The 12,688-nt window shown below is 40.0% G+C and carries 11 protein-coding genes; 5 read left to right on the top strand and 6 right to left on the bottom strand.

The genetic code is table 11. The features are described from left to right. The first annotated feature begins 1 nt into the window (after position 1). Genes ftsH through M3P19_RS14485 form a run of 5 tightly spaced genes read left to right on the top strand, consistent with a single transcriptional unit; the run spans position 2 to position 4,332 of the window. Entirely contained in the window at positions 2-1,948 is a 1,947-nt protein-coding gene (gene ftsH / locus M3P19_RS14505; RefSeq protein WP_249658412.1) for an ATP-dependent zinc metalloprotease FtsH, read from the top strand. Between the two features lie 53 nt (positions 1,949-2,001). After that, on the top strand, positions 2,002-2,610 hold the full coding sequence (locus tag M3P19_RS14500; protein WP_249658475.1) for an LUD domain-containing protein: 609 nt from the start codon (positions 2,002-2,004) through the stop codon (positions 2,608-2,610). 4 nt (positions 2,611-2,614) lie between these two features. Then, a complete protein-coding gene (locus M3P19_RS14495) occupies positions 2,615-3,418 on the top strand; it encodes a phosphatidate cytidylyltransferase (RefSeq protein ID WP_249658411.1) in 804 nt (267 codons plus the stop codon). Next, entirely contained in the window at positions 3,408-4,073 is a 666-nt protein-coding gene (locus tag M3P19_RS14490; protein ID WP_249658410.1) for a phosphatidylserine decarboxylase family protein, read from the top strand. The genes M3P19_RS14495 and M3P19_RS14490 overlap by 11 nt, the downstream gene beginning before the upstream one ends. Then, positions 4,066-4,332, top strand: a complete 267-nt coding sequence (locus tag M3P19_RS14485) for an acyl-CoA-binding protein (RefSeq protein ID WP_249658409.1) — start codon at positions 4,066-4,068, stop codon at positions 4,330-4,332. The genes M3P19_RS14490 and M3P19_RS14485 overlap by 8 nt, the downstream gene beginning before the upstream one ends. Before the next feature lie 60 nt (positions 4,333-4,392). Here M3P19_RS14485 and M3P19_RS14480 read toward each other — a convergent pair whose 3' ends face one another. The 6 genes from M3P19_RS14480 to M3P19_RS14455 form a co-directional block, all read right to left on the bottom strand. Next, positions 4,393-6,762, bottom strand: coding sequence for a spondin domain-containing protein (locus tag M3P19_RS14480; protein WP_249658408.1), 2,370 nt, complete (start codon positions 6,760-6,762; stop codon positions 4,393-4,395). Between the two features lie 120 nt (positions 6,763-6,882). After that, positions 6,883-7,521, bottom strand: coding sequence for a Crp/Fnr family transcriptional regulator (locus M3P19_RS14475; RefSeq protein ID WP_249658407.1), 639 nt, complete (start codon positions 7,519-7,521; stop codon positions 6,883-6,885). 61 nt (positions 7,522-7,582) lie between these two features. Beyond that, a complete protein-coding gene (locus M3P19_RS14470) occupies positions 7,583-8,839 on the bottom strand; it encodes a sterol desaturase family protein (RefSeq protein ID WP_249658406.1) in 1,257 nt (418 codons plus the stop codon). 21 nt (positions 8,840-8,860) lie between these two features. Further along, positions 8,861-11,158 (bottom strand): FdhF/YdeP family oxidoreductase, encoded by a 2,298-nt coding sequence (locus M3P19_RS14465; RefSeq protein WP_249658405.1) that lies wholly within the window; start codon positions 11,156-11,158, stop codon positions 8,861-8,863. Between the two features lie 127 nt (positions 11,159-11,285). Then, on the bottom strand, positions 11,286-12,146 hold the full coding sequence (locus M3P19_RS14460; protein WP_249658404.1) for an RNA polymerase sigma factor: 861 nt from the start codon (positions 12,144-12,146) through the stop codon (positions 11,286-11,288). A 9-nt stretch (positions 12,147-12,155) separates the two neighbouring features. Beyond that, entirely contained in the window at positions 12,156-12,647 is a 492-nt protein-coding gene (locus M3P19_RS14455) for a YybH family protein (protein WP_249658403.1), read from the bottom strand. Between the last annotated feature and the right edge of the window lie 41 nt (positions 12,648-12,688).

Here is a 12,688-nt window from a genome sequence, read left to right as displayed (position 1 = left end):
AATGGCAAAAGAAAACAATCCAAATACCCCTAAGAAACCTCGTTTTAGCTCCTGGTGGATCTATGGTGTGGTCATTGCTTTAATCATTGGTTTCCAATTTTTTGGCGGAAACAGCTTTTCAAGCACTGAGAAAACTACAACCTCAGAATTACAGGAATACCTAAGGAATGGGGATATTTCAGAAATACTGATTATCACAAATACACGTCAAGCTAAAGTGTTTCTAACAGAAGAAGCGCTTCAAAAAGATGTGCACCGTAACGTAGCAGATAGACCATTTAATATTTCTGCAGGCAAAATTCCACAGTATATTTTGGATTATGGTGATCTTCAAAATTTTGAAGATGAGATAAAAAGCATCAAAAAAGAAAACAACCTTGATACTATTGTAGATTTCGATACGGAATCCAATGTTTTAGGTGAATTGTTGCTTTCCTTACTCCCATTTGCACTAATTATCGGAATTTGGATTTACCTAATGCGTAGGATGTCTGGAGGTGCCGGTGGTGGTGCCGGTGGACAGATTTTCAATATCGGAAAATCCAAAGCAAAATTGTTCGATGAGAAAACCGATACCCGAACTTCCTTCAAAGATGTTGCTGGTTTGGAAGGTGCAAAAGAGGAAGTCCAGGAAATCGTGGAATTCTTAAAGAACCCTGATAAATACACTTCTTTAGGTGGTAAGATACCTAAAGGTGCATTGCTGGTAGGACCTCCGGGAACCGGTAAGACGTTATTAGCCAAGGCCGTTGCAGGCGAGGCAAAGGTTCCGTTCTTCTCACTATCAGGTTCGGACTTTGTGGAAATGTTTGTAGGTGTAGGTGCTTCCCGTGTCCGAGATTTATTTAAACAAGCAAAAGATAAATCCCCAGCCATCATCTTTATTGATGAAATAGATGCCATTGGACGTGCAAGAGGAAAAAACAATTTCACGGGATCTAATGACGAAAGGGAAAATACCCTGAACCAGTTACTAACCGAGATGGACGGTTTTGGAACCAATACAAATGTTATTGTTTTGGCTGCAACCAACCGTGCCGACGTATTGGATAAAGCATTAATGCGTGCTGGTCGATTTGATCGTCAGATTTATGTTGACCTTCCTGATCTAAGGGAACGGAAGGAAATTTTTGAAGTCCACTTAAGACCCATAAAGACTGCCGAAACCTTGGATTTGGATTTCTTGGCAAAACAGACACCTGGTTTTTCCGGAGCAGATATTGCAAACGTTTGTAATGAAGCAGCATTGATTGCGGCCCGCAAGGAAAAGAAATCGGTGAACAAGCAAGATTTCTTGGATGCTGTGGATCGTATTGTGGGTGGTCTTGAAAAGAAAAATAAGATCATTACACCTGAAGAGAAAAAAACAATTGCCTTTCACGAAGCTGGTCACGCTACAGTAAGTTGGATGCTGGAACATGCTGCACCTTTGGTGAAAGTAACCATTGTTCCTAGAGGTCAATCCCTAGGTGCTGCTTGGTACCTACCAGAAGAGCGCTTAATCGTGCGTCCGGAGCAAATGTTGGATGAGATGTGCGCCACAATGGGTGGTAGGGCAGCCGAAAAGGTGATTTTCAATAAAATTTCAACGGGTGCGTTGAGTGATTTGGAGAAAGTCACAAAACAAGCCAGAGCCATGGTAACCATATACGGATTGAATGATCAATTGGGTAATATCACCTATTACGATTCTTCTGGACAAAACGAATATGGTTTTACAAAACCATACAGCGAGGAAACCGCACAAAAAATTGATGAAGAGATTTCAAAAATCATAGAAGAACAATACCAAAGAGCCATTAAATTACTTCAAGACAATAAAGACAAATTATCTGAACTTGCAGATCGTTTGCTAGAAAAAGAAGTGATCTTCAAGGATGATTTGGAAAAGATTTTTGGAAAAAGACCTTTTGAAAAGGAAGAAGAGGAGTTGGAAACAGCTGAATAATTTTTAGCTTCTAGGACATATGTCCTCCAAGACTTGTATTTTTGAAACCGTACATGGGAGTTTTTGACAAACTTTTTGGTGGTGGCAAAAAGGTTTCCAAGGAAACCCTGGAAACTCGTGGAGAACATATGCCTGACCTTAAAATTCCGGTTGATGAAAAATTCACCATCTATTTTAAGAAAAATGGGGGAAAGTTCATCTATTGCGAGGATGACCTTGAGATTTCCGAAACACTTCAAAACATTATTTCCGAAAACACTTGGCAACAGCATCTTTTTTACACGCTGGATTCCCGCTTGGAAAATAAATTTGCTTCCGAAAAAATTGGATTTACCCAAAACCGAAAGGAAAGTGACATTTTCCTGACCACTTGTGAGCATTTAATTGCCCATAATGGCTCAATATTGGTCTGTTCAAATCAAATTAGGGAGAAAAAGTTGGACGAGTTACCTTCTAACCTAATCGTTTTTGCCACAACTAGTCAATTAGTGGACTCCATAAGTGAGGCGTTGAAGATTATAAAGGAAAAATATAAAAAGAACATTCCCAACAACATAACTACATTAAAGCACTTTCAACCCACCCCAGAAAATAAAAATGATTTTCTTTCCTACGGTAGTGCCTCAAAAAATGTATATCTTTTGCTCCTAGAAGACTACTAACTACATGAAAGAAATTCTAAGGCGCGCCATTACAGGAGTAATCTATGTAGTACTCCTTATGGGTACTGTATTCTTAAGTTCCGATGCGTTCGACTTTCTTTTTATGGTCTTCGGCTTAGCCTGTCTATACGAATTCAAAAGAATCGTCAACCTGCGTAATTACTATGTCTACGTAGCCTATCTGGCTTTATGGTGGGCATTTATTTACTTCGTGGAAGACAAATTACTCATCACAGCTTTAATGTTGATTACCATCACCATTGATGTCATTTTGCTTGGCTTTCTTTTTTCCAATAAACCCAAGGCATTCAATACGATACAGAAATGCATAATCGCAGTATTTTACCTAGGTGGCGGTTGCATTTTCCTAACCATGATACCTTATAAACAGAATAGTTTTTCGCAATTCTTGATAGCAGGAATATTTATTTTGATTTGGGTAAATGACACATTTGCCTATTTAGTGGGTAAAACTATGGGTAGAACCAAGCTTTATCCATCAGTTTCTCCAAAAAAAACCGTGGAAGGTTCTGTAGGAGGTCTTATTTTTGCATTGTTAGCAGCCTACTTTCTGGCCAAGTACGAAACCAGTCTATCACTACTGCAGTGGATTATATTGGCTATCGTAATCGTAATTGCCGGAAGTTTGGGAGATTTATTGGAATCCAAGTTTAAGCGTATAGCACAAGTTAAGGACAGCGGAGCAATACTTCCTGGTCACGGAGGTATTTGGGACCGTTTGGACAGCTTGGTATTTGCTGCCCCATTTGCATATCTGACATTAAATATATTTTCTTATGTTTCATAAAGAAGGTCAAAAAATTATAATAACCACCTTTTTTCTTGTTGTAGCTTTAATACTGGTTGCCCAATTTTATATTGATTTGGAATGGATCAGGTATGCTGTTCAAATAGTCGCATTGGTATTACTTATCCTGGTACTCCAGTTTTTTAGGAATCCAAGGAGACCCGTTACACCAAATTTTGATGAAATATTGGCACCAGTTGATGGCAAAGTAGTGGTAATTGAAGAGGTTGAAGAGCCAGAGTACTTTAAGGGCAAAAGAAAGCAGGTTTCCATTTTTATGTCGCCTCTGAATGTGCATGTTACCAGATATGCAGCTAGTGGAACCATTACCTACTCTAAATATCATCCAGGGAAATACCTAGTGGCCTGGCATCCTAAATCCAGCACGGAAAACGAAAGAACAACCGTGGTGTTGCATACCCCTAAATTTGGGGAAATCGGTTACCGGCAAATAGCTGGGGCACTTGCGCGTCGTATTGTCAATTATGCTGAAGAAGGTGAACAAGTTACACAAGGTCAGGATGCAGGGTTCATTAAGTTTGGATCTAGGGTAGATCTATTACTGCCATTAGATTGTGATATTACCGTTAAACTCAACCAAAAAGTTGTAGGTGCCAAAACCTGCATAGCCTCACTTAGAAAAAAAGATGATTGATGAGGATTTAAATAACAAGTTTGAAGAAGCTGTAAACTTTGTCAACAGCTATACGGATCCCATGCCAGCAGATTTTCTGCTAAAACTTTACGCATACTATAAAATAGCAAAGAAAAACTTCAATCACCCTGGAAGCAAAACCCCATTGATCAATGCCTTTAAGGCAAATGCGCTTATTCAAGCCAAAAATATCAGTGCCGAGGAAGCTATGCAAAACTATATTCAGCTTGTAGATACTGAACTAAGGCAGACCGACTAAAAAGAAAAGCCGGAAAAATCAATTTCCCGGCTTTCCCAAAAAAACACAAACTATCCTGGACTATTGTGGTTGAATGTCTATTCGAACCAAATTGTAGCCACCACGGGGGTCTTCTAAATAAACTACACCAGGACCGTTGTTGTAAATTCCTTTACCAAACTGTACGTCCTCCAAAGCACTTACTCTTCTGATGGTCGTATTGGCATCAGCCGGTCCCATATCAGGTCCAGCCTGTCTTGGCGCTTGATACATCCCAAATCCTACAGGTTCATCTTCTTCGGTACCTGCATCAAACAAATAAGATTCATCACTTTCTGAAGTACCTGAAAAAGGCGTCCCAGTTTCATCAAACAATGCAACACCATTGTTGTTATAACTAATGAACCAATCATTAGTCTGTACCAACATGGTACTTATCCCTAATTTGTAATCTTGATCTTGCGGTACATCAATGGTAAATGACAAATATTCTCCAGGACCAATTGGTGCAGTTTCATTACTGGCCGCTACCGGAAGACCCAAGTTATTGAAGTAGGAAACCGCGACTGCATTATTTCCATCTTCAGCAATTTCCTCTAATCCACTGCCCTCTTTTACTGTACCGCCCTGCGCGAAGAATGGGTCGCTATTGGTATTGAATGCATAGACAATTCCTGGTGAGAAAACACTCAAAGAGGACGCCAATCGCAATGGGGACCCATTACTACCAGTTGCTGTAAACCAGTTGTACAATTCGCCTGGCATACCATCTTCTGCGATTCTTTCTAGGCCTACTCCCCTATCTTCCTCACCTAAGGTGAACAAGGGTTCTGACTGTGCGTGTAAAACAACAATTCCAGGCGTTACTACAAAACCATTGTTGGAGCCAGCAGGCTGTCCTGGATCAGGTGTGTTAATAGCGGTAATGGTCAATGTAAATGTACCTGCTGAGAATCCATCACCATTGGTATAATCCAATATTGCTGTTATATAGATATCTCCTGTATCCCTTCCGTCAACCAATCTTACTGCCGTATTCGCATCAGCTGCACCAACATCCAACCCTGCTGGTGGAAAACTTGCTACATCATTATCGGCTTCTGTTCCAAGATCATATAAGGACAATTGACTTGCAATATCAACACCATTCAAAGCCTGCCCATTTGGAAACAAATCGATACCAGCTAAATCTGTTGGAGCCAAAAACCAGTCATTACTGTTACCCATCATGGTAACTGGGGTAAATTTAGTGCCAGGCACAGCCTTAAATGAAATTTGGTATTGTGCGCCATTGGTAGCTAAAGGACCTGGAGCCCCTGCACCTACCGGTGTCGTAAACGTGTGAACATTCAAATAATTGATAACGTTGCTTATGGTCACATTGAACGTTGTCAATGCAACTTCAGTATCGTTGGCAAATCCTAGGGAAGGGTTCACTTCCTGCGTCCAATCTGAAGCTTCATCCCCTTCACCATCATATTCTATACTGTAACTGTCCAAAGCTACGGTAGGCACGAATTCGCCTGCTGTCCAAATACCAGCTTCGACAGCAACATTTTCTCTTGGACTTGATGCCGCACCCCATTGCACGAAATCCATTATGGCCTCTGAGCTTGTAAAGGCATTACTGGAATACAATCCTAATCCACCTTCCGTATCTGGTAATGAAAAAGGAACCACTAAAAATTCACCAGCAGCCAATTCCAAGTTTCCACTTTCCGGGGTTACATTGCCCAATTGGACATAATTCCCTGGACCTAGACACATCCAATAAGAACTTAAATCAACGGCCACATTGCCATTGTTGTATAGTTCAACCAAATCTCTGCTTCCATACAATACTTCGTTGATTACGATAGATCTAATTTCCTCAGGCACGGTCAATTGATTCTCTTCCCCTATGGTTGGTGTGGTGGTCTCGGCCCAATTGGCCACACCTATACCATTTCCATCATAAATAAGGGTATTGTCCGAATTGCCCATTACTGGCACAAAATCACCAGCAGTCCAAATACCAGCTTCTACTGCGACATTTTCCCTTGCACTTGAACCAGCTCCCCATTGCACAAAATCGGCTAATGTAGAAGCATCAGTAAAATCGGAATTGCTATTGTACAATCCCAAACCTCCTGTTGCATTTGGCATTTCATATGCCACGGAAACCATCGCACCTGCTGCCAATTGTAAGTTTCCATTAACAGTCAAATCAGACAATCTCTGGTAAGTCCCAGGTCCTAGACATAGAAAATAATCACTTAAATCAACGGTTTCATTCCCGTTGTTTCTAATCTCCACCCAGTCACCTAGGTATTGTACTTCATTTAGCCTAACGTCTGCATCTGCAGTAGGTTCCGGCGTAGTAGGTATCTCACCAACAATATCATTGTCATCATCGCTACATGAAGACAACAAGACTGCAAAGAGTAAGGCTGTAAATAGATTTCTTTTCATAATTTCTTTTTTAGATTAATTATGATCCAAAACTACATCCTACTAAAACCGGGAAACGGTGATCAAAATCACCGTTTTCTGTTAAATTCTTATTAAATGCCGTTATGTTTTTGTGATAACTTAGGCTTGGAGCAGTTCTATATATCTCTTTTGTTGCGCTAAAACTCCAGCCTTTTCAAGCTTTTTCGTGATTCTGGAAATCACTTCACGGGAAGTACCCAAATCCAAAGCAATCTGTTTATGGGACAGATGAACTTGATTACAATTACCGCGTTTACATTTGTTTTCGAGGTATTTGATCAAGCGATCTTCAATACCAAAACAAACTATTTCCTTAGTAGTGCGTAGTAAATCCTCAAAGTTTCGTTGAAAATCGCTGATAAGGATCCTGGCAAATGTTGGGTACCGTATAACCCATTCCTTGACCTTGGCCACAGGCAGTGTCATAACTACAGTATCTTCTTCTGTAATCGCTGAAAATTGGACAGGTTTTGGGTCAAACAAATGATTGAAGCTCAATATGCATGATTCTCCGGAATTGATATAATACAATAGAAATTGAACATCTTCTTCCTCGGCGTACATTTTTATCTGGCCCTTCAGCACCACAGGCAGAAAATTCAGATAAGCTCCTTGCTTTACAACATAAGTGCTGCTTGGAAACTCATGATAGCTACAGGTTTCAATGATTTCTTGATACAGTCTTTCTTCCAGAACGGGAAAACACTGTTTGATGTATGATTGGTTAGCGTTGACCATGGTGAAGTTTTTTCTTGGCGCATAGAATTTCCATGACAACCAATCAGTCTCAAAAAAATGGCTAACCTTTCGTTATTGAATCATCAAAACAGGTAAAATATATGGCGCCGAGGATTGAGACAACAAAGTATGTCGCTACGAGATAGCTGCCAAAAAATAGCAAGTTGTTCAATCCAAACCAATCTCCGGTGAGGTAAATCAAAATCAAACCTGCTAAACTACGTACAACTTCTATCCATATCGCATATCCTTCTTTATCCATTAAAGTAGTATACCCGTAGACCCCGGCGAAGACGAATGCGCCAAACCACAACAGCCCATCCGTACCGATGTCTGCGTAGTTATAAAACATAAAGAGCATCAATAGTGTAATGGATAGTAATTGGAAAATAGCATATCCCTTTAATGCATGTGAAGCGGCCGGTCTATATTTTTTAAAATTATATACATTTTCGATGATCTCTACCGGGTATTTTTCTTTGACATCCGCAGGACGCCAACCCGTTGGCATAAACCATATACGCAGTTTATCCCAAAAACTATTAGTTCTCCATGCATCCTTTATCAATCGCCAAATATGTTGAAAGTTGATGAGTATTGGGTTCCAGGTACTAGCTGGTTTCAATACCCCGTATTGTGGTGGAACATCATCCAATTCTTCCTGAAAAGTGCCAAACATGCGATCCCAAAAACTGAATATTTGACCCAGGTTTTTATCAATATACTCTGGATTTATGGCATGATGCACACGATGTTGGGACGGGGTTATGATTATGTATTCCAACCATCCCATTTTACCAATATGCTGGGTATGATACCAGAATTGGGCAAACAAATGCAATGGGGCTAAAATAGCCACTACTTTGTGAGGTACACCTAGCAAGGCCGCTGGAATCATTAAAAAAGGGAAATATACCAAGAGATTTGATATGGACTGACGCAATGCACAGGCTAAGTTAAATTCCTCGCTACTATGGTGGATAACGTGTTGATTCCAGAAAAAGTTGATTCGGTGGCTTAGTCTATGGTTCCAATATCCAGCAAAATCCAAAGCCAAGAATCCAAAGACCCATAATAACCATGTCGATTTGACTTCAATAATGGCCAATTGTTCCAACAAATAAGGGTACGTGATCAACACGACGCCCAAACCTAACGAGTCTTTCACAATATTGGTAATACCGGAACTTAAACTACTCACAGTATCCATGACATTATGTTTCTGATTTTTTACAAAGTATCCATAAAGGACTTCTATAAGAACCAATCCAACAAAAAAAGGAATGGCATATAATAACGCAGTGGCGTAGGTTTCCATGTCCCTAATATATAAAAATGATCAAAACGAATTGGAAACTGGATGAATCTTAACCACAATAGATTTACTAACAGGTGTATTACTTTTATCAGCATACAAATCTATTGGCACCAAAACATTGGTCTCTGGAAAGTATGCACAGAGATTTTTTGAAGGTATATCATAGGGCACCAATTTAAAATTCTCTGCCCTGCGTTCTTTTCCATTGTAGGTACTTACCAAATCAACTACTTCTTGTGGTTTGAACCCCATCTCAGCCATATCCTCCTTATTCATAAAAACTACTCTACGCTCACCATGTATACCGCGATACCTATCATTCATCCCATAAATTGTGGTATTAAATTGATCATGACTTCTAACCGTCATTAATACAAATTCGTCCTGCTGTAACTGGATATCCGGTAAGCTGCATACGGAAAACTGGGCCTTACCTCCTGGTAATTTGGTGAAATCTGCCTCTCGAGCATTGTTGGGCAGATAAAACCCTGTGCCTTTTGATCTATTGGAATAGTCTTTAAACCCATTTAATACATTGGTAATTTTCTCACGAATCAACGCGTAATTGACACCCATTTCATGCCAATCGATGGAATGGTTTTTCCCAAAGTATGCAGCCGCAATACCAGCCACAATTTCCGGTTCACTTTTAAGGAATTCACTGGCAGGCTTCAACTTTCCTTTACTCTGATGAACTTTACCCATGCTATTTTCAACCGTCACTAAACGACCACCATCCTGTTCCGTTCTACCCAAAGTAGGAAGTATAATTGACGTTTTTCCCGCGGTTAAATGCGTGCGATTCAATTTAGTACTAACAGAAACCGTGAGTTCGCAATTTTCAAGTGCCGCGGCAGTATAATGTGTATCCGAAGCTGCTGAAACAAAGTTTCCTCCCAAGGCTACGAACACCTTTGCATCTCCTTTATGCATAGCCTGTATGCAATTTACCGTATCCAGGCCTTCCTTTTCAGGTGGGTCAAAGTTAAATTCCGCTTTAATGGCTTTGTTCAATGGTTTGGATACGTGATGCATAATACCCACCGTACGATCTCCTTGAACGTTACTATGGCCACGAACAGGGCAGGTTCCTGCTCCCTTTTTTCCTATACTTCCTTTGAGCAATAGTAAATTCACGCATTCCTTGATGTTCTCCACACCATTTTTGTGCTGCGTTAGCCCCATGGCCCAGCAAATGATTATTCTGGACTTTGTTGCCAATATATCAACAGCCTTATCTATTTCTTTTGGATCTACACCACATATTTCCAAGAGCTCATGGTCTTCAAAATCTTCCAAACTCTTCATCAACTCATCGTAACCATGGGTCTTTTCAGCTATAAATGTATGATCAAATACCTTCTCGCCATCTTTGTCCCGCTGGGCTAGACGTTTCATAATCAATTTCAATAAGGCCACGTCTTGATTTATCTTAACTTGAAGAAAGACATCGGTCAATGTGGTACCCTTACCAAATATTCCTTTTACTTCTTGTGGATTTTTGAATCGATTCAAACCACTTTCCGAAAGTGGATTTACAGTTATGACACTTCCTCCATTTTCTTTGCATTTTTGCAGGGCGGATAACATTCGCGGATGGTTGGTACCTGGATTCTGACCAATTATCATAACTACTTCAGCTGCCTCAAAATCATCTAAGACAACGGAACCCTTACCAATACCCAATGTTTCTGAAAGTGCAACACCACTTGATTCGTGGCACATATTGGAACAATCCGGCATATTGTTTGTCCCAAACGCCCTTACGAACAAGCCGTACAGAAAAGCCGCCTCATTACTTGATCTGCCAGAAGTATAAAAAATAGCTTCATCCGGATAATCCAAGTTTTTCAAATGAGATGCTATAGTCTCAAAGGCTTCATTCCAAGAAACAGGCTTATAGTGCAACGAGTCTGGCCTTAGGATAAAAGGTTCGGTAATGCGTCCACTCTTTCCAATTTCATAATCGGTCCAATTGGAAATTTCCTCTACGGAATACCTTTTGAAAAAATCACGATCTACACGTTCAAAAGTTGTTTCCTCAGCAATTGCCTTCACGCCATTTTCGCAATACTCTCCCAGTTTTGAAGGTTTATCTGGATCTGGCCAAGCACAACCTGGACAATCAAAACCATCCTTTTGATTCATTCTGGAAAGCGTTTTAATCGACCTAAACAATCCAGATTCCTTACTAAGATGTTCCAGCGCAACCTTTACTGCAGGAATACCTGCGGCATAATCACTTGGTTCCGATACTTCGAGGTCAGCAAATGATGTATCGCCGGTAGCAGAAATATTTCGTTTCAATATAGCACCCATAAAAGCTTGACTTTGCTCTTAAAGATAACGATTGCCGATAACAACCTAGTAATCCATTGAAATCCAATGGGCCCTACTTTTCCGAAAGGGCCAGCTATACCACAGAGCGCTGACCCTTTGGCAAGACCTATAAATTAAAGGTCTCTTTTATACTATCCGTGGAAAGTAATCTTCTAATGGAAGCCATCTTATCTGGGCTTTTTAAAAAAGGATGCGCTTGATACAATTTTTGGTAATCATCCAAAACATCAGTGGAATAAGCTTCGACTTTTTTATCTACTACTTTATTGATTTGACTCAATACGTCTTTTTGAAAATGAAGTTCATTAGGGTCAACATATCCCAATTTTATAAACCCTACAGTTTTACGATGACACCTGCATGGGTTTGCTTTATTGATTAAGCCACATTTATGGTTCATAAAGTTATACAGCTGCTTTTTGGTCCGATGTAGCTTAACCCTAAAATTTTGCTTGCTCATTTCCATTATCTCACTTCCTACAGTATCTGGAAACTCAAATAACTCGCCCAAAATGTAAATGAGTCGTTGTTCGCGGTCCAAGCAAAGTAGCATACCCTTCATGCAACCTATTTTTGCTTCATTTACCAGTAATTTTTCTTCTACTTCAAACGAATAGTTGGCCAATGATTCATCTGGGATTTGATCCAATCCTTGTCCAAATTGTTCAAAGGTTGGGGGGCTGACCTCATGCTTGCCCCTTTTCATATTCAGAAAATGGTTTTTTACAATTCGATACATCCAGGTTCTAAAACTGCTACGGTTTTGGAAAGTATCCAATTTGGTGATCACTTTGATCAAGACTTCCTGGGTTAAATCCGCTGCTTCATCTGCATCTCCAACAAAGGTCATGGCAACATTATAAATCCAATCTTGATTATTGGAAATCAACAACTCCAAAGCGGCCTTATCGCCGGATAAGGCTCGCTTTATCAATTGTTCATCTGAATTATGATCTGACAATTGCATATTCATGGTTTAATTTGCCATTAAATAACTACCGTGGGGGTTATCAAAGGTAAGTAACCATTTACCATCTTTTTGCTTTCTTAAATTGGCCACGGAAAGACCACTCTGCTTTATTTGTGTTCCATCTGGAGCTGTTCCGGACATAATCCAGGGAGCAATATGAGTTGCATTGTCACCATTTACGAATACTTCATGACCTTGGGGGTATTCAAACTTTGGGTTTATGGCGAATGCCGCCAAAAACATTTCTTTGAGTTGCTTAAAGTTCCGCACTTGCATTCCGGGTTCAAAAATCACCAATGCGTCTTTTTGATAACTTCCCATCACCACTTCAATGTCTTTTCCATTGAAGGCTTTGGTCATGGTTTCCACGGTTTGTAATACCGCCAATTCGTCTTTAGTCATTGTTTTAGTCTGCATAACTGTCTGTTTTTGTGAAAAGATTGCGGTCATACTTAAACACATGACCAATGTTGCTAGGATGCTTCTTTTGTTCATCATAATAATTGCTTTATGATTTGGACACATCCCAAACAGACACT

It is taken from the genome of Flagellimonas spongiicola (assembly GCF_023502425.1).
Classification (GTDB): domain Bacteria; phylum Bacteroidota; class Bacteroidia; order Flavobacteriales; family Flavobacteriaceae; genus Flagellimonas; species Flagellimonas spongiicola.
This window is presented reverse-complemented; position numbering and strand designations above follow the sequence as displayed.

Coding starts and splice junctions, on each gene's coding strand:
- M3P19_RS14485 (WP_249658409.1), top strand. CDS start 4,066: ATGATTGATGAGGATTTAAATAACAAGTTTGAAGAAGCTGTAAACTTT.
- M3P19_RS14490 (WP_249658410.1), top strand. CDS start 3,408: ATGTTTCATAAAGAAGGTCAAAAAATTATAATAACCACCTTTTTTCTT.
- M3P19_RS14480 (WP_249658408.1), bottom strand. CDS start 6,762: ATGAAAAGAAATCTATTTACAGCCTTACTCTTTGCAGTCTTGTTGTCT.
- M3P19_RS14460 (WP_249658404.1), bottom strand. CDS start 12,146: ATGCAATTGTCAGATCATAATTCAGATGAACAATTGATAAAGCGAGCC.
- M3P19_RS14470 (WP_249658406.1), bottom strand. CDS start 8,839: ATGGAAACCTACGCCACTGCGTTATTATATGCCATTCCTTTTTTTGTT.
- M3P19_RS14495 (WP_249658411.1), top strand. CDS start 2,615: ATGAAAGAAATTCTAAGGCGCGCCATTACAGGAGTAATCTATGTAGTA.
- M3P19_RS14455 (WP_249658403.1), bottom strand. CDS start 12,647: ATGATGAACAAAAGAAGCATCCTAGCAACATTGGTCATGTGTTTAAGT.
- M3P19_RS14500 (WP_249658475.1), top strand. CDS start 2,002: ATGGGAGTTTTTGACAAACTTTTTGGTGGTGGCAAAAAGGTTTCCAAG.
- M3P19_RS14475 (WP_249658407.1), bottom strand. CDS start 7,521: ATGGTCAACGCTAACCAATCATACATCAAACAGTGTTTTCCCGTTCTG.
- M3P19_RS14465 (WP_249658405.1), bottom strand. CDS start 11,158: ATGGGTGCTATATTGAAACGAAATATTTCTGCTACCGGCGATACATCA.
- ftsH (WP_249658412.1), top strand. CDS start 2: ATGGCAAAAGAAAACAATCCAAATACCCCTAAGAAACCTCGTTTTAGC.